Annotated in this window: 19 protein-coding genes and 4 tRNA genes; 10 read left to right on the plus strand and 13 right to left on the minus strand. The window is 58.9% G+C overall.

Features of this window, described 5'->3' with window-relative positions; translation table 11 throughout:
• Positions 1-22: 22 nt before the first annotated feature.
• From sugE to rdgC, 3 genes are all read right to left on the minus strand, one after another.
• The gene (gene sugE, locus PMI01S_RS16715; protein ID WP_084321092.1) at positions 23-337 is read right to left on the minus strand and encodes a quaternary ammonium compound efflux SMR transporter SugE; all 315 of its coding nucleotides are present in this window, start codon (positions 335-337) and stop codon (positions 23-25) included.
• A 119-nt stretch (positions 338-456) separates the two neighbouring features.
• Positions 457-1,422: a bile acid:sodium symporter family protein gene (locus PMI01S_RS16720; RefSeq protein ID WP_084321093.1), complete on the minus strand. Its 966-nt coding sequence runs from the start codon at positions 1,420-1,422 to the stop codon at positions 457-459.
• Positions 1,423-1,574: 152 nt separating this feature from the next.
• Positions 1,575-2,495 (minus strand): recombination-associated protein RdgC, encoded by a 921-nt coding sequence (rdgC, locus tag PMI01S_RS16725; RefSeq protein ID WP_084321094.1) that lies wholly within the window; start codon positions 2,493-2,495, stop codon positions 1,575-1,577.
• Positions 2,496-2,655: 160 nt separating this feature from the next.
• Here rdgC and PMI01S_RS16730 point away from each other — a divergent pair.
• The 4 genes from PMI01S_RS16730 (at position 2,656) to PMI01S_RS16745 (ending at position 3,187) form a co-directional block, all read left to right on the plus strand.
• Positions 2,656-2,731: transfer RNA gene (locus tag PMI01S_RS16730), tRNA-Val, on the plus strand.
• Positions 2,732-2,750: 19 nt separating this feature from the next.
• Positions 2,751-2,827, plus strand: a tRNA-Asp gene (locus PMI01S_RS16735).
• 188 nt (positions 2,828-3,015) lie between these two features.
• Positions 3,016-3,091, plus strand: a tRNA-Val gene (locus tag PMI01S_RS16740).
• Positions 3,092-3,110: 19 nt separating this feature from the next.
• Positions 3,111-3,187 (plus strand) — tRNA-Asp (locus PMI01S_RS16745).
• A gap of 136 nt (positions 3,188-3,323) precedes the next feature.
• Here PMI01S_RS16745 and PMI01S_RS16750 read toward each other — a convergent pair.
• Positions 3,324-4,460, minus strand: a complete 1,137-nt coding sequence (locus tag PMI01S_RS16750) for a catalase family protein (protein ID WP_174602675.1) — start codon at positions 4,458-4,460, stop codon at positions 3,324-3,326.
• Between the two features lie 29 nt (positions 4,461-4,489).
• Positions 4,490-6,298, minus strand: a complete 1,809-nt coding sequence (locus PMI01S_RS16755; protein WP_084321096.1) for a di-heme-cytochrome C peroxidase — start codon at positions 6,296-6,298, stop codon at positions 4,490-4,492.
• A 269-nt stretch (positions 6,299-6,567) separates the two neighbouring features.
• Here PMI01S_RS16755 and bamJ point away from each other — a divergent pair, with 269 nt between their 5' ends.
• The 5 genes from bamJ (at position 6,568) to PMI01S_RS16780 (ending at position 9,260) form a co-directional block, all read left to right on the plus strand.
• On the plus strand, positions 6,568-7,284 hold the full coding sequence (gene bamJ, locus PMI01S_RS16760; protein ID WP_084321097.1) for a BamJ family beta-barrel-assembly machinery protein: 717 nt from the start codon (positions 6,568-6,570) through the stop codon (positions 7,282-7,284).
• 292 nt (positions 7,285-7,576) lie between these two features.
• Positions 7,577-8,032, plus strand: coding sequence for a YkvA family protein (locus PMI01S_RS16765; protein ID WP_084321098.1), 456 nt, complete (start codon positions 7,577-7,579; stop codon positions 8,030-8,032).
• Between the two features lie 113 nt (positions 8,033-8,145).
• Complete coding sequence (locus tag PMI01S_RS16770; protein ID WP_084321099.1) at positions 8,146-8,487, plus strand: helix-turn-helix domain-containing protein; 342 nt, start codon at positions 8,146-8,148, stop codon at positions 8,485-8,487.
• Positions 8,484-8,855, plus strand: coding sequence for a hypothetical protein (locus PMI01S_RS16775; protein WP_003223109.1), 372 nt, complete (start codon positions 8,484-8,486; stop codon positions 8,853-8,855). The genes PMI01S_RS16770 and PMI01S_RS16775 overlap by 4 nt, the downstream gene beginning before the upstream one ends.
• Positions 8,856-9,260, plus strand: a complete 405-nt coding sequence (locus tag PMI01S_RS16780; protein ID WP_084321100.1) for an SEL1-like repeat protein — start codon at positions 8,856-8,858, stop codon at positions 9,258-9,260. It begins immediately after the preceding gene.
• 69 nt (positions 9,261-9,329) lie between these two features.
• Here the strand turns inward: PMI01S_RS16780 and PMI01S_RS16785 are convergent, their stop codons facing one another.
• The gene (locus PMI01S_RS16785) at positions 9,330-11,120 is read right to left on the minus strand and encodes a bifunctional diguanylate cyclase/phosphodiesterase (protein ID WP_084321101.1); all 1,791 of its coding nucleotides are present in this window, start codon (positions 11,118-11,120) and stop codon (positions 9,330-9,332) included.
• Positions 11,121-11,266: 146 nt separating this feature from the next.
• A complete protein-coding gene (locus PMI01S_RS16790; protein ID WP_167362936.1) occupies positions 11,267-13,348 on the minus strand; it encodes a carboxy terminal-processing peptidase in 2,082 nt (693 codons plus the stop codon).
• Positions 13,349-13,487: 139 nt separating this feature from the next.
• Here PMI01S_RS16790 and PMI01S_RS16795 point away from each other — a divergent pair, with 139 nt between their 5' ends.
• The gene (locus PMI01S_RS16795; RefSeq protein ID WP_084321103.1) at positions 13,488-14,450 is read left to right on the plus strand and encodes a zinc-binding dehydrogenase; all 963 of its coding nucleotides are present in this window, start codon (positions 13,488-13,490) and stop codon (positions 14,448-14,450) included.
• Between the two features lie 114 nt (positions 14,451-14,564).
• Here the strand turns inward: PMI01S_RS16795 and PMI01S_RS16805 are convergent, their stop codons facing one another.
• From PMI01S_RS16805 to PMI01S_RS16830, 6 genes are all read right to left on the minus strand, one after another.
• Positions 14,565-15,218, minus strand: coding sequence for an HAD family hydrolase (locus PMI01S_RS16805; RefSeq protein ID WP_084321105.1), 654 nt, complete (start codon positions 15,216-15,218; stop codon positions 14,565-14,567).
• Positions 15,219-15,252: 34 nt separating this feature from the next.
• Positions 15,253-16,242 carry an ABC transporter ATP-binding protein gene (locus tag PMI01S_RS16810; protein ID WP_008030381.1) on the minus strand — a complete coding sequence of 330 codons (990 nt, stop codon included), beginning with the start codon at positions 16,240-16,242 and terminating at the stop codon, positions 15,253-15,255.
• Positions 16,239-17,039 (minus strand): ABC transporter permease, encoded by an 801-nt coding sequence (locus PMI01S_RS16815; RefSeq protein ID WP_008040901.1) that lies wholly within the window; start codon positions 17,037-17,039, stop codon positions 16,239-16,241. Before PMI01S_RS16815 ends, PMI01S_RS16810 begins: the two co-directional genes overlap by 4 nt.
• Positions 17,026-17,862, minus strand: coding sequence for an ABC transporter permease (locus PMI01S_RS16820; protein WP_167362964.1), 837 nt, complete (start codon positions 17,860-17,862; stop codon positions 17,026-17,028). Before PMI01S_RS16820 ends, PMI01S_RS16815 begins: the two co-directional genes overlap by 14 nt.
• Before the next feature lie 5 nt (positions 17,863-17,867).
• Positions 17,868-18,674: an alkaline phosphatase family protein gene (locus PMI01S_RS16825; protein WP_084321107.1), complete on the minus strand. Its 807-nt coding sequence runs from the start codon at positions 18,672-18,674 to the stop codon at positions 17,868-17,870.
• A 128-nt stretch (positions 18,675-18,802) separates the two neighbouring features.
• The gene (locus tag PMI01S_RS16830) at positions 18,803-19,867 is read right to left on the minus strand and encodes an ABC transporter substrate-binding protein (protein ID WP_084321108.1); all 1,065 of its coding nucleotides are present in this window, start codon (positions 19,865-19,867) and stop codon (positions 18,803-18,805) included.
• Between the last annotated feature and the right edge of the window lie 161 nt (positions 19,868-20,028).

Below are 20,028 nucleotides of genomic sequence, written 5' to 3' on the forward strand. Positions count from 1 at the left end.
TTTTTGTATGGACCGGCAATGACTAGGCGCTGACTTTCAGTCCAATCAACCCGGTAATGATCAACGCCACACTGGCGAGCCTGTACAGCGCCATGGACTCACCAAACAGAATGATCCCGGCGATGACCGTGCCGACCGCGCCCACGCCTGTCCAGATCGCATAGGCAGTGCCCAGCGGCAGTTCCTTCATGGCCAGGCCGAGCAGGCCAAGGCTGATGGCCATAGCGGCAACGGTCAGTGCGGTGGGAAGGGGGCGGCTGAAACCATCGGTGTATTTCAGGCCGACGGCCCAGCCTACTTCGAACAGGCCGGCGAAAAACAGAATGACCCAGGACATGACAGACCTCCATCGATTGACGGGGTCGTCCCCAGATTAATGACTCGATCGAGCCGCGAGGTCGTCCTCGCGTTGCGCAGTATAGTGCCCATCATTAAACCGGGGATCAAGTTGGCCGCTTATTCAGTGACTTGGCGAGCTGCCGTTTCGCGATCTTCTTTCTCGCTCATTCGGCGGAAATATGTCGAGAGCAGTGCCCCGGAAATGTTGTGCCATACACTGAACAATGCACTTGGCACCGCCGCCAGCGGTGAGAAGTGTGCGCTGGCCAGCGCAGCGCCCAAACCCGAGTTCTGCATGCCGACTTCCAGTGCCAGGGATTTGCGCTGGGCCAGTGGCAACTTGAAAAGACGCCCGGTGAAGTACCCGAGCAAGTAGCCAAAGCTGTTATGCAGCATCACCACGGCCATGATCAGCAGGCCGGACTCGGCGATTTTCGCCTGGCTGGCAGCGACGACCGCGGTGACGATGATTACGATGCTGACCACGGAAACCAGCGGCAACACTTCTACCGCGTGGTGAACCCGAGCGCCAAGCAGGCGCTGAGCGACCACGCCGAGCACGATGGGCAACAGCACCACTTGCAGGATCGACCAGAACAGCTCCATGAACGACACCGGCAACCAGGCCGAAGCCAGTAACCAGATCAACGCCGGGGTCAGCAGCGGAGCGAGGAGGGTGGTGACGGCGGCAATGGCCACTGACAGCGCCAGATCCCCGCGGGCGAGCCAGGTCATCACGTTAGAGGAAGTGCCGCTCGGGCAGCAGCCGACGAGAATCACACCAACGGCAATTTCCGGCGGCAAGTGGAAAACCTGGCAGAGCAACCACGCCACACCGGGCATGATCACGAAGTGCGCAACGACGCCCAGGGCCACACGCCACGGATGGCGAGCGACTTCGGCGAAGTCTTCGAGTTTGAGGGTCAGGCCCATGCCGAACATCACCAGCCCCAGCAATGGGACGATGGCGCCTTTCAGGCCGATGAACCACGTCGGTTGCAAGAAGGCCACGACGGCGAAAATCAGAACCCAGTAAGCGAAGGTGTTGCCGACAAAACGACTCAATGCAGCCAGTGCACGCATGGCCTGATCCTTATTATTCATATTTGAACGTTACGCAGATCCAATGTGGGAGCGGGCTTGCTCGCGAAAGCGGTCCGACATTCAACGATGATGTTGATTGTTATGACGCCTTCGCGAGCAAGCCCGCTCCCACATTTAGACCGAGCGTCGGCTTAGATGCCTTGAGGTGTCTCTTCCCCACCCAACGCCTCAACCAGCGCCGGCAGGAAGTCACCGAAGGTCAGCATCATCAAGGTGAAGCTCGCATCCAGCTGGCCCAGGGCCTCTTCGCCACCGTCCTGTTCCGCCTGATCCTGCAGCAGGTCCTCGAACTTCAGGCGTTTGACCACCATCTTGTCGTCGAGGACGAAAGACAGTTTGTCTTGCCACGCGAGCGACAGCTGAGTGACCACTTTGCCAGTGCTCAGGTGCAGCTGGATTTCTTCGCTGGTCAGGTCCTGACGCTTGCAGCGCACGATGCCGCCGTCTTCGTGGGTGTCACGCAGTTCGCACTCGTCCAGCACGAAGAAATCGTCCGCGGCTTTCTGGGTAGTGACCCATTCAGTCATGGTGGCGGTCGGGGACATTTTCACGGTCAGTGGACGCACCGGCAGTGTGCCAATGACTTCGCGCAGGGTGGACAGCAGGTCCTCGGCACGTTTCGGGCTGGCCGAGTTGACCAGGATCAGGCCTTGCTTCGGCGCGATGGCGGCGAAGGTCGACGAGCGACGGATAAAGGCACGAGGCAGGAAGGCCTGGATGATTTCATCCTTGATCTGGTCGCGTTCCTTTTTGTAGACCTTGCGCATTTCCGCGGCTTCGATCTCTTCTACCTTTTCCTTCACGGCGTCGCGCACGACGCTGCCAGGCAGGATGCGTTCTTCTTTACGCGCGGAAATCAGCAGGAAATCGCCGCTGACGTGCACCAGAGGTGCATCTTCGCCCTTGCCGAATGGCGCGACGAAACCGTAGGTGGTCAACTCCTGGCTTGCACAGGGACGCGCCAGTTTGGTGGCCAGTGCAGTTTCCAACGCCTCGGCATCAAAAGGCAGATCTTGGGTCAGGCGATAGATAAGCAGGTTTTTGAACCACATGGGGCGAGTCTCTCCTTTATACAAAGTGGGGCATTATTCTCTTCGTGGCGCCATAGGCCAACCCTTCTCTAAGCCTTTGGAAGGCCTGAAAAAATTATTTAAAAAAGTGCTTGCCAGAGGTGAGGTCGCTCCGTAGAATGCGCGCCACACCGAAAGTGAAGGGTGATTAGCTCAGCTGGGAGAGCGTCTGCCTTACAAGCAGAATGTCGGCGGTTCGATCCCGTCATCACCCACCATTCGCTTCAAGTGTTACGCGCAGCGGTAGTTCAGTCGGTTAGAATACCGGCCTGTCACGCCGGGGGTCGCGGGTTCGAGTCCCGTCCGCTGCGCCATATTCGGTAACCTGGAACGCTGAACGCCAGGTCACCACGGAAAAGCCCGCTAACGCGGGTTTTTTTCTGCCTGAAGTTCCTGCAGGATGCGTCGCTTCACTGGTTTTCAGATTTTTTTGAATTATTTATCAATTAAATCAACACGTTATGAAAATCTGTGGCACAATGCGCCCCGCAACGAAGGTAAAGGGTGATTAGCTCAGCTGGGAGAGCGTCTGCCTTACAAGCAGAATGTCGGCGGTTCGATCCCGTCATCACCCACCACTTACTTTCAACGCTACGCGCAGCGGTAGTTCAGTCGGTTAGAATACCGGCCTGTCACGCCGGGGGTCGCGGGTTCGAGTCCCGTCCGCTGCGCCATATTCGGTAACCTGGAACGCTGAACGCCAGGTCACCACGGAAAGCCCGCTTAATGCGGGCTTTTTGCTGTCTGGGGTTTGGCTTATGCTGACGTCCATTGAAAAAGCGACCCTCGGGTCGCTTTTTTCGTTTCTGCTTACTGTGCAGCGTTTCGACTGTGCCGGTAGTCGCTGACCGCTTCGTACACGGCTTTGCGCAGCCGGTTGATACCGCCAATGGGGCGATGAGCCTCCAGACCGAACCACGGGTTGAACGTCAGGTTGTCGCATTGCAGGTTTTGCGCCGGGGTGTCGAAGTCCTGCGGTGGCAGGGTGATCCGGGCTACGGTTTCGAACGGTGCATCCTGCTCGCGCCACTCGATGCTGGTGTCTTCGATCGGCATGAACCTGTTCGCATCCTGGCGCTGGATCTGCAAGACAAAACACGCCGGAACCCGGTCCGTGGACAACTGTTGAGTCAGGGCGTTACGCAGGAAGTTCGGCAGATCCTGGTTCTGCTTGGGCAAGGTGTAGGCCGGGCAATTGTCGGGATCCGGCATCACCCGGAACTTGGCGTTGGCCTCGCCAAATTTATACGGCGATACCGAGAAATAAGTGGTGCGTGTCGGGCTTTCCGGCGGCGGGGACAGTGTCGCCAGGGCGATGAACAAATGACGGACCTGCCAGGTGCGCGGATCCCAGCCAGGAAAAAACGCCATGACCTTTTTTCCGTCAGCCTGAGCTGCGACATTCTGACGGTACTCGGCGACATCGCTGACAAAGAAGTTCGGATGGCTGAACATCACAAAATCCTGCTCGTGTTGCCCTTGCCGGTCATCGAGCAGCGGTTTGCCCTGCACATCCAACAGTTTGATCGCCATGCCCCGGGCATCCCGAATGCTGTCGAACTGCGGATAAGCGTTGCCGTTGGACAGGCGCATGGTCGCCTGCCAGCGCTTGCCGGGTTCGCTGAAGACCCCGCGGCGCAGGTCCTGCGCCAGTTCCGGCAACACCTGAACCTCGGCCTTCACGCAGCCATGGGCTTTGGCATGGGCGTCACGCAGGTAGCGGGTGCTTTCACGGTGTTGATCGACAATGCGCACGGCGGTCTGAATCACGTCCCGGGTCATGGCAGCTTCGCCGTCCGGGATCTGCTCCAGTGCCGAGACCGGGCCCCGGTGCTGCCAGGCATACCATGCAGTGACCAGCGCCCAGCCGAGCAGACCGATGCACAGCAGAATCAGCAGGGTCTTGCCGAGCAGGCGGCCCAGCCACAACCAGAACCGGGCGAGCATTGGTAAATCCTTTTTGAAGGTGGTCATGATCATGGCAGTTGCGTCTCCAGCGGGCCGCCCAGCACTTTCAGGTACTCCAGCAGCGCCCAGCGCTCCTCGGGTTGCAACAACCGGCCAATAACCCCGTTGCCACGCTCACCGGCGCGGAATTCATGGCCACTGTTGTGGTTGCCGGTAATGCGCGTGTCGAACAGAAATGCGTTGGTGAAGGCTTCGGTGCGATAGCCCAGGTGTCGCGGATCGTAGTCGAACGTGCCTTTGTAGAAGGTGGTCGCGCGTTCATCCTGGGGTGATAGCAGTTGATAAATGCTCGGCACTGAGCCGTTGTGCAGAAACGGCGCCGTCGCCCACACGCCCGCCAGAGGGCGGGCCTTGTAGGCCACTTTTTCTCGAACGCCGATCGGCAGGCCGAAGCCGTCGAGCCTCGGCTTCTCCGCCGTCGTGACCTTGGCCTCACGGTAAGCGCGGTCCTCGACGAATGCAGTGACGTAGGCCAGGCCCTTGGCGACCGACAGTTGGCTCAAGTCCAGCGGTTCTTTGGGTTCGGGGTGCAACTTCACGTCCATCTGCGCCAGTTCTGCCGGGTCCCATTGCAGGGCTGTCAGATCAAAACGGTGGCTGGCGATGTTGTTCGCGGCAGTCGGATCGGTGCCGATGACGTCGACGGGCAGCATGTGCAAATGCTGCACCCAACGCTCGTCTTCCTGAGTCGTCCGCGGCACGTGGCAACCGGCGCAGTTTTCCGTAAACAGTGCACGCCCCTTGGCCGCCAGCGGTTTGTCGATGGCACCCAGCAGATCTTCTGGCCAGGCCGGCGGTTTGAGTCGCTGCAAGGTTTCTTCGATCTGGTGTAAATCGCGCACCCGGACGCTGGATGGGTAGCGATTGTCGCCCTTGAGTGGTTGTCCGTTGCTGTCGAAGAAATTCAGCGTGGCGCCTACCCCCAGGGCCTCACCGATATTGCGCGCCATCGGCTGCTGTGCCGAACCGTTCCACTGCACCCAATCGAAGGTCCACATGTCCCACAGTTGTGGATAGTCGACCGGCGCGTTGGCGACCCGATAATTGGTGGGTGAAATCGCGTCACCGAAACTGGCGTTGGCAATACGCCCGAACGCGTCGGTACGGCCAGGGCCTTCCTCGGTCGGGTAAAGGCCTCGGTGAGTATCGTTCCAGGCGACTTTCAGGAAGGTGTCGAGAGAGGTCTTGAAGTCTTTGCGCAATTGTTGATGCCGGGCGTCGTAGTCCTGGCCCAGCACGTTGCGAGCGAAACGTTCGAATTTCCATGGGTTGTAGTAAGTCGAAGCGAGGCTGGCGACCAGTGCCTGTCCGAAACTGCCACCGCGCAGTGTAGGAACGCTGGAAGGCAAGACATGCTGCGCCGAACCGCCATCGATGCGGATAGCCTGACCGTTGAAACGCAACTCGCCGGTGTGGCAGGCGGCACAGGTGATGTCCAGAAACTGATCAGGGTTGCCTGGGTTTTGATGGCGGGCAAAGCCCACGGGCAGGTTGCCAGGGTTGTTGGCCGTGGCTTTCTGCCCGGGATCGACCAGAAAACCGAAACGTGCGAGGTATTCCGGAGCGGCAAACCGCTGTTGCGAAAAAGGCAGTTCGAGCGCGTTGAACCAGTCGTAGCGCAAGCCTTTGACTTGAGTGCCCTGGGGCGTGAAGTAGTAGGTCTGGCGGTCAGTCGCGCTCCACTGCTCCAGGTAATGCACCTGCTGCGCAGGTGTCCAGGTCGGCAGTTTCGGGTTGGCGACGTAATACAGAATCACGGCCAGGCAGATGCCCAGCAACGCAACGATCAGAACCAGCAAGCGATAAAAGAGGCGCAAGATAAACATCCTTGTCGATTTGTCGCTCTCTTATGCCTCAGCTGCGGGCGTGCGGCAAGTGGCCATTACGCCAAGCAATGTGGGACAGGTCAGTTGTGTCTGTGAGGAGAAGATGACAGAAGCTTCATCATCCGATTCCGGAAATGCGTTAAAACACCTGAACTTATCAGAAGTTTCCTGCTCTCATGCCGGTAGCCATTGGTCGTGGCCGCCTGATAAGCTCGCGGCTTTACTCGATTGCCCTTTAGGCGCATGAACAAGGAAATAGCATGAAACAGCATCGGTTGGCGGCGGCGGTGGCCCTGGTTAGCCTGGTACTTGCGGGTTGTGATTCGCAGACCAGCGTAGAGCTGAAAACCCCGGCGCAAAAAGCTTCCTACGGGATTGGCCTGAACATGGGCAAGAGCCTGGCTCAGGAAGGCATGGATGATCTGGACTCCAAAGCCGTAGCCCAGGGCATCGAAGATGCCGTCGGCAAGAAAGAACAGAAGCTGAAGGACGAAGAACTGGTCGAAGCCTTCGCTGCACTGCAAAAGCGTGCTGAAGAGCGCATGGCCAAAATGAGCGAAGAGTCGGCAGCCGCCGGCAAGAAATTCCTCGAAGATAACGCCAAGAAAGCCGGTGTCACCACCACTGCTTCGGGCCTGCAGTATGAAGTGATCAAGAAAGCCGACGGCGCACAGCCTAAGCCGACTGACGTAGTGACCGTTCACTACACCGGCACCCTGACCAACGGCACCGTCTTCGACAGCTCCGTCGAGCGCGGCAGCCCGATCGATCTGCCGGTCAGCGGTGTGATCCCGGGTTGGGTCGAAGGCCTGCAACTGATGCACGTTGGCGAGAAGTACAAACTGTACATCCCTAGCGAACTGGCTTACGGCGCCCAAAGCCCAAGCCCGGCGATTCCAGCCAACTCGGTGCTGGTATTCGACCTGGAACTGCTGGCGATCAAGGATCCAGCCAAGCAAGACGACGCCGCGAAGTAATCAGCGTCTGCTCTGACAACAACGCCTCGCTTATGCGGGGCGTTGTTGCATCTGGCGGTTGGTGAGGGTAAACAAAGCGAACAGATGCGGTACGCTGGAGTCATAGCCATTGAGGACGCTGCGCTAACTGCGCCGGAGCGCCAAGTCAATGAAATCTTGGGTTTTTTTATGTGAGTAAAAAACGCCCGATCTGAGCAAAGCCCTTATGAAACGGGGCTTTCAGCCGAGAAATGCAGGTCTGTTCACAAGGTTATCCACAATTTGTGTGGATAACATTTCAGCGGGAGGAATGATGAAAGCACCCTGGAATTTCGCTCGTTTCCTGCCATTGGCCGGACGCCTGCTCGCTCGTGGACGATTGCCGACGCTGTTGTTCGCGGTGGCCAGCAAAGGCGCCAGCCAGGGCAACCGGTTGGGCAAGCTCAAAGAGGACCTGCGCCTGTTGCAGGCGCTGTGCCTGGCGTACTGGCGCGGCGAATACCGGGCGATCAGCCCGAAAGCGCTGATCTCTGTGGTGGCAGGCTTGATGTACTTCCTGAGCCCGGTGGATGCGATTCCGGATTTCATCCCGATGTTCGGCATGCTCGATGACATCGCCGTGCTCGCCTGGCTGATGAAAGTCCTCGATGACGAGCTCAACGCTTTCCGCGCCTGGCGCAACCGCCAGTTGCCGGAGAAACTCGCGGTGGTCGAGCGACTGCCCGATACCCCCGAGCAACTTCAGCTTCAGGGACCGAAAAAAAACTGAGCCGATTCAGGATCATCCCTATATTCATACCCCCGCGACCTTGGCCGCTGTTAGGATTACACTTCTAGGGAAAAGCGCCGACTCGCTAAGTGTCGTTGTCCTACGGGGAAGTCATGGATATTCAGATAATCACACGCGAAGGCGAGCCCGAATATGCGGTTCTGCCGTGGGCTCAGTATCAGGCTCTACTGAAAGCAGCAGGTATCAATCAGCAACCGGCACCCGACGCGCCAGTGCGTCACGCCGCAGCACCAGACCAGATTCTTCCAGGTCTGGATCAACTACGCAGTTTGCGCGAAGGGAAGGGCATCGCCATCGAGGCGCTCGCCCGCACGGTAGGCATCAGCCCGTCTTATCTGGCCTTGATCGAAAGTGGCGAGCGTCAACCCGACGCTGCGATTCGCCGCAGCCTGGCCTGGGAATTGACGGTGCCAGGGTGGAGGGAAGAATCGTGAGCGTACGCATCAGTCGTCAACATTGGGACGGGTTGCTGGGCGAGCTGGATCAGGCGCGCCGCCAGCGACATCTGCTGACTTATCGCGCGTTGCTGGAGCGTTTGCAGCTCCCGACACCGGCCATGCAAACCTTGACTGCGGCGCTTGAACATCTGGCCGCGCTGGACGCCAAGGCCGAACAACCCTTGCGCAGTTCGCTGGTGATCAGTCAGGGCGCCAGTCGCCTGCCACGTACCGGCTTTTTTGAATGTGTCGAGCGCCTGGGGCGTTTCTCTGGGCCGTCCGATGGTGTCGCTGCCGCGTCCTGGCATGCCTCGGAAGTGGTGCGGGTTTTCGAGTACGAATACCCTGAATCGGCCGAGGCCTGAGTGTTTTTGCGACTGAAGGCGCGGGCCGGTTACTGGCTGGCCCGCAGGTTGTTTCATTGGCCATGGTTCGTGCGCCAGCCCCGTGGCTGGAGCTGGCTCGAAGGCCAGTTCGCGCGCATGGCCAATCTGGGTGACGTCAGCGCTCAAAGCTTCTATGGCCACATTCTGGCCTTTCGTGGCGTGGGGCTTGGTGCTCGGGAGGAAGGTGTCCGCTTGCTGCGTCTGGCGGCGTTGGCGGGTGATGGCAAGGCGGCGTATCAGGTGGGCGTGATCTGCTTGGCCGGGACGGCGAGCAAGGCGCCGGATCCAGATGAGGCAGTTCGGTTTTGGGCGATGGCTGCGAAAGCAGGACATCCGTTGGCCGAGATGAAGCTGAAAGAGTTGGCGTCTCGCGGTTCAGAGTGAACTTCTTTGATTTGAGTCGACCGGCTGGCGCCTTCGCGGGCAAGTCGGATCGCGAAGGCTTTCGTTCAATCACCGCAGCCCCATCAGCAATTCATCCTCTCGCACCGGCACCGCCAAACTATCAATCACATGCACGCTATACCCCGGCACATTCTTCGCGTGATGCTTGGCCTGCGACGCCATTTCCGCCAACTGGCTCGCATCGAGTTGTCCACAGGCCTGTGGATGTAAATGCACCACGCCGATCGACAGCGATAACAACGGAAATTCCTGTCGCACACCCTGGCGATTCGGGGCGATGAAGCAGCCGGCTTCCAAGTGTTCGCTGCGGTAGAAGCGCCGGCATTGACTCTGGAAATCGTCGAGCAACTGGTTCAAGCGTTTGCGCCAGTCTTCCGGCCCAAGCACCAGCAGGAAATCGTCGCCGCCGATATGCCCGACAAAATCGCGTGAAGGGTCGACGCGATCATTCAGGCATTGCGCCAGGCACAGCAGGACTTCATCCCCGCGACCGTAGCCATAGATGTCGTTGAAAGGTTTGAAACTGTCGATGTCCACGTAGCAGATCACCGATTCCCGTTGCTGTTGCAGCAGGCGCGTCAGGCATTGCTGGATCGGTACGTTGCCCGGCAGCAGGGTCAGCGGGTTGGCATAGCGGGCCTGCTGGATCTTCAGTTCGGTAATCAGCTTCAGTACGTCGATCACCCGGCCCAACCCCAGATACCCGCCGTTCAGGGTAATGATGAAGTCTTCTTCAATGCGTTGTCGGGCTCGGCTGGTGATCAGGCGGCTGACCTGTTGCAGCGACTGGCTCAGCTCGACGGCGAGGAAGTCGTCATTCATCAGCCGGCTGATCGGCTTGCGGGCGAACAGGTCGGTGGCAAAGGGCTTGAGCAGGGCGTCCGAGAGCGAATGCCTGTGAACGATGCCACAGGGATGGCCGTAGTCGTCGAGCACCGCCAGCGAGTTCAGGTTGGCCTGGCGGCGGAAGGCTTCCAGTACTGTCGCTGTCGGCGTATCCCGCGTGACCGCTGGCTGATCGTTCAAAAGGGCGCTGAGGTCGCTGCCTTCATCGTTCAGCGCCACGGCGGAGCTGTCCTGCTTGGGCATCAGGCTTCGAGCATCCCTTGGCGGATGTTCCTGCGGCCGGCACAGCAAATAGCCCTGAACCAGATCGACGCCCATATCGGTCAACACCGCGAGTTCCTCTGGCAGTTCGATACCTTCAGCAATCACTTGCGCCCGAGAGGCTTTGGCGATTTGCATGATCGATCCGACAAACTCGCGTTTGAGGGCATCCTGATGAATGCCGTCGATGAAGTGCCGGTCGATCTTCACATAGTCAGGTCGCAGCTCGGACCACAGGCGCAAGCTCGAATAACCCGCTCCCAAATCATCCAGTGCAATGGAAAATCCCATCGCCCGATAGTGATGCAGCGCGTTCTGCAGCAGCTGGAAATCGTCGGTCGGGGTCTGTTCGGTGAGTTCGATGACCACCTGGCTGGGCGGTATGCCGAAATCCTGCAGCAGTTGCAGGGTTCGACCCGGTTGGTGGGCCGCTTCGAGCAGGGACTCCGGTGATACGTTGAGAAAGATTTTACCCGGCAGTTGCTGTTCATTGAAGCGTCGGCAAGCGCTCTCGCGACAGGCAATTTCCAGCTCGTTCAAACGACCGGCCTGGCGGGCGACGGCGAACAAGGCGATGGGCGAGTGGAGTGGGCTGTTGGAGGGGCCGCGGCTGAGGGCTTCGTAGCCGACTATTCGTCGTTCAGAGAGCGAAATGATTGGCTGGAACAGGCTGTGCAAACCGCTTTGAGTCAATATTGAACTCAACGCACTCAGCTGTTCGGTAGTGGTCATGGCGGTCTCTGGCGATAAAAAAAGGACTGGGAGCGCTCTTGGATAAAAGAGGCTCCCAGTCCTTTATTTCACGACAGAATGATGACTGTTTGATGACGCTACGGGGAGCGTCAGCATTAAATTGCCATCATCTTGTTTGTCACCCCTCAGTGCTTGGCGACCGCGGTGTTGAGTTTCAGGTAGTCCAACAGAATCCGACCAGTCTCGCTCAGGTAGGCATCGTCTTCTGGTTTGGTCTTGTCCGGCTCGGCCGCGAGGGCGTCTTCGTCTTCTTTCTTCAGCTCTTTGAGCGGCTCTTCGCCTTTGGCCTTGCGACGGATGTTCTCCATGACAAGCTGTTTGGCGTCGATATCGGCGTGTTGCGCACGACGATCGGCTTCATTGAGGCTGACGGTTTTTTCCGCCATCAGTTTCTGTGCCAGGGCCAGTTTGTCGCGGATGAACACGAACTCCGCGTCCTTGGCCGTGCGCACGTCATGCTCGGATTTGAGCTGTGTGATGTACGGTTTGAACGGATCGCTCGCCGGCTTGATCGCCGCGCGGATGGTGTCCCAAGGCATGGCTTCCGGCAGGGCGCTTTCACCGATTTCCTTGGTGTCGATGATCGATGGGTAATCGATATCCGGCAGAACGCCCTGATGCTGCGTGCTCTGACCGGAAACCCGATAGAACTTGGCAAGGGTCAGTTTCAGTTCGCCATGGTTCAGCGGCTGAATGGTCTGCACGGTGCCTTTGCCGAAGGTCTGGCCGCCAATGATCAGCGCGCGATGGTAGTCCTGCATGGCGCCGGCAAAAATCTCCGAAGCCGAGGCGGACAAGCGGTTGACCAGCAACGCCATCGGGCCTTTGTAGAACGCGCCCGGGTTTTCATCTTCCAGCACATCGACCCGGCCATCGGCGTTACGCACCAGAACGGTCGGACCTTTGTCGATGAACAGACTGGTCAGCTCGGTGGCTTCCTGCAGGGAACCCCCGCCGTTGTTGCGCAGGTCGATGACCACGCCGTCGACTTTGTCCTTCTGCAGCTCGGTGAGCAGTTTCTTGACGTCGCGCGTGGTGCTCTTGTAATCAGGATCGCCGGCACGGAAGGCCTTGAAGTCCAGGTAGAAGGCCGGGATCTCGATGACGCCGAGCTTGTAGTCCTTGCCGTCCTGTTTCAGGTTGAGGACCGATTTCTTCACCGCCTGGTCTTCAAGCTTCACCGCTTCGCGGGTGATCGGCACGATCTTGGTGGTCTGGTCGTTCGGCGCATTGCTGGCCGGGATGACCTCCAGGCGCACAACGGTGCCTTTCGGACCGCGGATCAGCTTGACCACTTCGTCCAGGCGCCAGCCGACCACGTCGACCATCTCTTTGTTGCCCTGGGCAACGCCGATGATCTTGTCGGCCGGTGCGACCTGCTTGGTCTTGTCGGCCGGGCCGGCAGGCACCAGGCGCACGACTTTTACCTGATCGTTGTCGCTTTGCAACACGGCGCCGATGCCTTCGAGGGACAGGCTCATGTTGATGTCGAAGTTCTCCGCATTATCCGGCGACAGATAATTGGTGTGCGGGTCGTAGGACATGGCGAACGTGTTGATGTAGGCCTGGAAGATGTCTTCCGCGCGGGTCTGGTCCAGGCGCGCCAATTGGTTCTTGTAGCGCTTGGTCAGCGTTTCCTGAATCTGCTTGGAGTCCTTGCCCGCGATCTTCTGCCGCAGGACCTCGTCCTTGACGCGTTTGCGCCACAGGTCGTCGAGCTCTGCGGTGGACTTGAGCCAAGGTGCGTCCTTGCGATCGATCAGCAAGGTTTCCTTGGTGGTGAAGTCGATCTTGTCGACGCCCTTGTTCAGCTCCGCAAGGGCAAAGTCCAGACGCGCTTTTACACGGTCCAGGTAGCGCTTGTAGATGGTGAACCCGGCGTTGAGGTCGCCGCTTTTGAGGAAATCGTCGAACTGGGTTTTCCACTTGTCGAATTCGGCAATGTCGCTGGCCATGAAGTAGCTGCGCGACGGATCCAGCAGCTTGAGGTAGCTGTCGTAGATGATCACGGAGCGCGCGTCATCGAGCGGCGGCTTGCTGTAGTGGTGGCGCTTGAGTAACTCGACGACATTCAGGCTGGCGATCACTTCGTCACGATCAGGCTGAAGCTTGTCCCAACTATTGGCTGCGAACGTATTGCTCGACATCGGCATCAGGCCGATACCAATAAATAGGGCGAGTGCGGTGCTGGGGAACAGATGCTTCATGCTGATTCGACGCGGGGACAATTGATAACGCATATTAGGCCGTCTTTGAAGTCGCCGGTTCCACAAGGGGCCGGTCGCATAATGCAAAAAGCCCGGCGATACAGCTTCGGGCTCAGTCCAGACTCACTATGGAGGCACTGTGAAAGCATTGCAAGGCGTGGAAGGTCAAGTGGAGTGGCTTGAAGAGCCCAGTCCTACATGTGATGTAGGGCAAGTTCGCATTCGTGTGGCGGCAGCGGGCCTCAATCGCGCCGATTTGTTACAGAAGGCGGGACTTTATCCCCCACCGCCGGGGGCCAGTCAGGTACTGGGTCTGGAGTGTTCCGGGGTGATCAGTGAGGTCGGCCCGGGCTCGTCGTGGCAGGTCGGTGATCGGGTCTGCGCCTTGCTGGCCGGGGGTGGGATGGCCGAAGAGGTGGTTGTCGACGGACGGCATGTGCTGGCGGTGCCAGAAGGATTGTCCCTCACCGAGGCGGCAGCGCTCCCCGAAGTCTACGCGACCGTTTGGCTGAATCTGTTTCAATTGGCTGCGCTCAAGCCGGGTGAGAAAGTTCTTCTGCACGCCGGGGCAAGTGGAATCGGTTCAGCTGCCATTCAGCTGTGCAAGGCGTTTGGCAACCCGTGCTGGGTCAGCGTCGGTTCTGCCGAGCGGCTGGCTTACTGCGAAGCGCTGGGTGCCCAGGGTGGTGTGGTACGCACCGACGATCTTGAAAGTCTGAGCGACCTGGGTCCGTTCGATGTGGTTCTCGATCCGGTGGGCGGAAACTACGCCGCACTGAACCTGAAACTGCTGGCCCGCGATGGCCGTTGGGTGCTGATCGGCTTGATGGGCGGCCGTGAAGCGAAGCTGGACCTGGCGCAGGTGCTGGCCAAGCGTGTGCAGCTGCTGGGTTCGACTTTGCGTAGTCGTGACGATCAGTTCAAGGCGGATCTGTTCAGTGATTTGAGCCAGCACGTCTGGCCGCTGTTTGCCGAAGGGCGGTTGAGTCCGCAGTTGACCAGGACGTTTGCGATCAAGGATGCGGAAGCGGCGTTTGCGGAGTTGGCGAGTAATAAGGTGGAGGGGAAGTTGGTGCTGGTGATTGACGAAAGCCTGACCTGACCTTTGTAGGAGCGAGCTTGCTCGCGATGAACCTGAGAGCGCCGTGGTGTGTCAGGTTTGCCGCGTTATAGTTAACGTCCATCGCGAGCAAGCTCGCTCCTACAGGGTTCTGCGTTATTTCCAGATATGGATCGGCCAGCCGGCTTTTTCGGCATGTTCGAGCAATACCGGATCAGGGTTTACCACGTGTGGAAAATCCACCTTCAGCAACAACGGTAAATCGTTACGTGAATCCGAGTAGAAACTCGCGCCTTCCAGGTTTTCCTCTTCCGCATCCAGCCATTCCAGCAAGCGCGTGATCTTGCCTTCGCGGTAGGTCAGCGTGCCGACGGTGTGACCGCTGTAAACCCCATGCAGCACTTCCAGCTCGATGCCCAGAATCTCGTCGATGCCCAGACGATCGGCAATCGGCCTGACCAGGTGCGTACCCGACGCCGAGATCACCAGAATCCGGTCACCCGCCTTGCGGTGCGCGGCGATGGCTTTGGTGGCGTCACTGAAGATGATCGGTTCGATGAAGTCTTCCACCCACGGCCCCACCAGATGGTCGACCTCTTCCGGCGTGCGTCCGATCATCGGCTCGAGGCTGAAGGTCATGTAATCCTCCATGCGCAGCTTGCCGTGGCTGTAAGCGTCCATCAATTCGTTGTTCTGCCGCATGAACGACTCGGGATCGACCCAGCCCAGGCGACCCATTTGCTCGCTCCAGAGGGTGGCGCAGTCGCCGTGGATCAGGGTTTCGTCCAGATCAAAAATTGCCAGGGCCATCAGTGCAGTTCTCTCTTCAACATCAGCAAAGGCATCAGGCTACCTCACACAGGGCCGTCGGATCGATGGAAAGCGCCAGCCGCTGACCATCGGGATGCAGATCGGCCGCCGAGCGGTTGAGCACATCCACCACCAGTTCCACGCCCCGGGCCTCGATCCTGTAGCGAATCACGTTGCCCAGCAGGCTGTGGCTGCGCACTTGTGCGTCAAGTTCGCCGTTCAGGCTCAGTTCGATGGCTTCCGGGCGAATCGCGATGCGATGCGTAATCGGTCGTTGTAGCAATTTCGAGGCGTTGTCGGCGTCGAGCAGGTTGTAATTGCCGATAAAGCCGGCAGCGAACACATCCACCGGCGCGGTGTAGAGGGTTTCGGCGTCGCCGCTCTGTACGATCTTTCCCTGATTCATCAGGAAAATCCGGTCAGACATGGTCAGCGCTTCTTCCTGATCGTGTGTGACGAAGATCGTGGTCAGGCCGAGCTCGCGCTGGATCTGACGGATCTGTTCGCGCAAATGCTTGCGAATCCGTGCATCAAGGGCTGACAGCGGTTCGTCCAGCAGCAACAGGCGTGGGCGGGTCACCAATGAGCGGGCGAGGGCGACGCGCTGGCATTGACCGCCGGACAGTTGGTGCGGATAACGGGCGGCGAAATCGTTGAGTTCCACCAGTTTCAACACCTCGGCAACGCGCTTTTGGCTGTCGTCGCTGTTCACCTTCTGCATGCGCAAACCAAAGGCGACGTTTTGTTCCACGGTCATGTTCGGGAACAGCGCATAGCTTTGGAACACCATGCCGATCCCGCGTTTTTGCGGGCTCAGTGGCACGATGTCGACACCATCGAGCAAGATCTTGCCGCCATCCACCGAGGTCAGCCCGGCGATGCAGCGCAGCAGCGTCGATTTGCCGCAACCGGACGGGCCGAGCAGGGTGACGAATTCGCCCTTCTGGATTTCGCAATTGATGTCGCTGAACACCGTGGTGCCCGCGTAATTCTTTTGCAGATGTTGGACGCTGACATAGCTCATTCGCTTTTGTCCTTGTTCAAGATATTGGCCGCCCAGGTCAGAACCAGTACGAAGAAAAAGTAGGAAATCACCAGCGCACTGGTGAAGTGGCCGCTGCTGTTACGCATGTTGTTGAGGTAGACCTGCAGGGTTTCGTAGCGGGTGCCGACGAGGATGTTGGCGAACACGAACTCACCGAACAGGAACGAGAACGACAGCAGCAATGCGACCATCAGACCTTTGCGCAGGTTAGGCAGCACCACCAGGAATGCCGCCTGAAAAGTGCTGGCGCCGAGCAGTTGGGCGGCGTCCATCAGGTCGCGCAGGTTGATCGCTTGCAGGTTGTTGGTGATTGCCCGGTACATGAACGGCAGCGCCACGGTGAAGTAGCAGCCGATCAGAATCCATGGTGTGCCGACCATCGCGAACGGCCCCGAACCGTAAAGCTGCAACAGCCCCACCGACGACACCACCGGTGGTACCGCGAAGGGCAGCAGGATCAGGATGTTCATCAGCGCATCGAGTTTCGGGAAGTGGTAATGCACCACGAACAACAGGGGCAGAATCAGCACCACTGACAGGATCAGCGCACCGACGCAGACCAGCAGTGATTGGCCAAAAGCACTCAGGAATCGCGGATCGCTCCACAACTGCACATACCATTTGACGGTGAAGCCGCTGGGCAGAATGGTCGCCGACCAACTGCTGGCAATCGAGTAGATCAGCGTGCCAACCAGTGGCAGCAACAGAATGGCAAACAGCAGGTAAACCACGACGCGGTGATAGATACCGACGGGGCCCAATTCAGCGCGAGACATGGTAGCTCCTCTTCAACAGCAGCTGATGCACGATGGTGACCAGGGTCATCAACGCCACCAGCACAACGGCCAGCGCACTGGCGAGGTTCGGGTCCAGGGAAATGTCACCGGAGACCATCGCCGCAATGCGGATCGGCAGCACGTTGAAGTTGCCGGTGGTCAGTGCGTAAACCGTGGCGTAGGCGCCGAGGGCGTTGGCCAGCAGGATCACGAAGGTGCCGAGCAGTGCCGGTGTCAGGACCGGCAAACCGATGTGCCGCCAGAACTGCCAGCCGTTGGCGCCCAGCAGCGCGGCAGATTCACGCCAGTCCTCACGCAGGGCGTCGAAGGCCGGGTAGAGCAGCAGCACACCGAGGGGGATCTGGAAATACGTGTAGAGAATGATCAGCCCGGTTTTCGAGTACAGGTTGAAATCCTGAATGATCCCGGCCTGCTTGAGCATGATGGTGATGCTGCCGTTGAAGCCCAGCAGGATGATGAACGCGAAGGCCAAAGGCACGCCGGCAAAGTTGCTGGTCATGTTGGCGAAGGCGTTGACGAAGTTACGCAGCCTCGAGTCGACACGGCGCAGGGAATAAGCGCCGAGCACCGCGATGATGATCCCGAACACGCTGGACCAGAAACTGATCTCGAGGCTGTACTGGATCGCCTGCAGATAGAACTTCGAATTGAAGATCTTGGTGAAGTTGGCCAGGCCCCAGCCGAACTCTTCCGATTGCAGGCTGTTGATCATCACCCAGATGAGCGGGGCGATCTCGAACACGATAAAAAACAGTGCGAAGGGCACGAGGCACAAGGCCGCCAGCCATTTGCCGCGAGTCATGGCATTCACTTGAGCAGCTCCCGGCACACAGGTTTGTCGTGGGCCACGCCCAGCAGTTCGCAGACGGTGCCGCAGATTTCGGTTTGTTTCGGTGCGGCGCTGGCGTTCAAACTGAAGGCGTCGCCGAGCACGAACAGCGGCACTTCACGTTCTTCCGACAGCAGGCCATTGTGGGAGCGGTCATTGTTCATGCCGTGGTCGGCGGTCACCAGCACCTGGTAACCGGCGTCGAGCCAGCCTTGCAGGTAGTCGGCGAGAATAATGTCCGCCGAGCGGGCGCTGTTGCGGTATTGCGCGGTGTCGAGGCCGTGCTTGTGCCCGGCGTCGTCGATATTCATGGGGTGCACCAGCAGGAAGTTCGGTGCGTGGCGCAGGCGCAGGTTTTCCGCGTCGGCGAACAGGTGCGAATCCGGGTAGTGATCGTTCCAGTAGAAGTGGCCGTGCTGGATCGGCAGTTCGGGGGCGTCGGTGTGTCGGTCCCGGGCGGCCACGAACGGCGACCGGTTGTACAGCTCGCTGACCCAGTGATAGGCCGCGGCGGCGGTTTTCAGACCTGCGTCAGTGGCGTAATGGTAGATGCTGCGTTGATTGGACAGGCGCGAAACGTTGTTGTGGACGATGCCACTGTCGATCGGCGTGACGCCGGTCAGGATGCATTCGTAAAGTGGTCGGGACAGGGCCGGCAGTTCGCACTCCAGTTTATAGAGCGCCGCGCGTCCTGCACCAACGTAAGCCTGCAGGTGCCCCATGGCGTGGCGCGCGACCTCGTAATTGAGGCCGTCGAGCACGACAAGGATGACGTTGTGCTTCATAGGGGCGGAACTCCGCGAAACAGGTGGATCGATAAAATTTGCAGGAGCCGGCTTGCTGGCGATCCATGCGCCGCGGTCTGTCTGAGCACTGCGGTGATGCAATCGCCAGCGAGCCGGTTCCTACAGTGTTACTTCATCTCGACGATGACTTCTTCGTTCCACTTCTGCGGCAGGGCCTTGGAGGTCTTCTCCCACGCGTCCGCGTCCTTGATCGGAGTCACTTTTTTGTACTGCTCGTTCGGCAGCAACTGAGCCTGAACATCGGCTGGCAATGTCAGGTGTTCAGCACGGATCGGACGAGCGTTGCCGCGCGCCAGGTTGATCTGGCCGGCGTCGCTGAAGATGTATTCGCGGGCCAGTTTGGCGGCGTTAGGGTGCTTGGCGTATTTGTTGATGATGGTGGTGTAACCGGAAATCACCGAGCCATCGGATGGGATCAGCACGGTGTAGTCATCCGGGTTGGCCATCTTGGCCTTGTAGCTCAGGCCGTTGAAGTCCCAGACCACGCCGACTTCGATCTCGCCCTTTTCCATGGTGGCAATCGTCGGGTTGGCCATGGACAGTCGGCCTTGCTTGGCGATGTCGGCGAACAGCAACAGCGCCGGCTGAAGGTTCTTCTCATCGCCACCATTGGCAAGGGCTGCAGCCAGTACGCCGTTGGCGGCTTGTGCGGCGGTGCTGACGTCACCGATGGAAACCTTGTACTTACCGGTTTTCAGATCGGCCCATTTGGTCGGGGCATCCGACCCGTGCAGCAGCTTTTTGTTAACGATGAATGCGATGGTGCCGGTGTAGGCCAGTGCCCAGTTACCTTCTTTATCCTTCGCCCAATCAGGAATCTGAGCCCAGGTGCTTGGCTTGTAGGGTTGGACCACGCCTTGCTTGACCGCGATCGGGCCGAACGCTGCACCGACGTCGCCGATGTCGGCGGTGGCGTTGTCTTTTTCAGCGGCGAACTTGGCGATTTCCTGCGCCGAGCTCATGTCGGTGTCGATGTGTTTCAGGCCGTAGTTCTTGGCCAGGTCATCCCAGGTACCTTTCCAGTTGGCCCAGTTGTCGGGCATACCGACACTGTTGACCTCACCTTCCGCTTTCGCCGCGGCTTCCAGGGTTTTCAAATCATCAGCCGCCATGGCGGCGGTGCACATGGCAATGGTCGAGCCTAACAGTGATGCCAGGAAAAGCTTTTTCATCCGAAGCTCCTTTGGGCGTTTTCACGCTGCGATTGCGGTGGTGTTGGTCTAGGTCAGCAATACCTGAGCCAATCTAGGCGCCTCTGATGACATTTTGATGTCGACCAGCGGTCCTCCTCTATCTTTTGTGCAACAACACTCAGGCTTCGGGATAAGCGTAG

This window comes from Pseudomonas migulae NBRC 103157, from assembly GCF_002091715.1.
GTDB classification, from domain to species: Bacteria; Pseudomonadota; Gammaproteobacteria; order Pseudomonadales; family Pseudomonadaceae; genus Aquipseudomonas; species Aquipseudomonas migulae_A.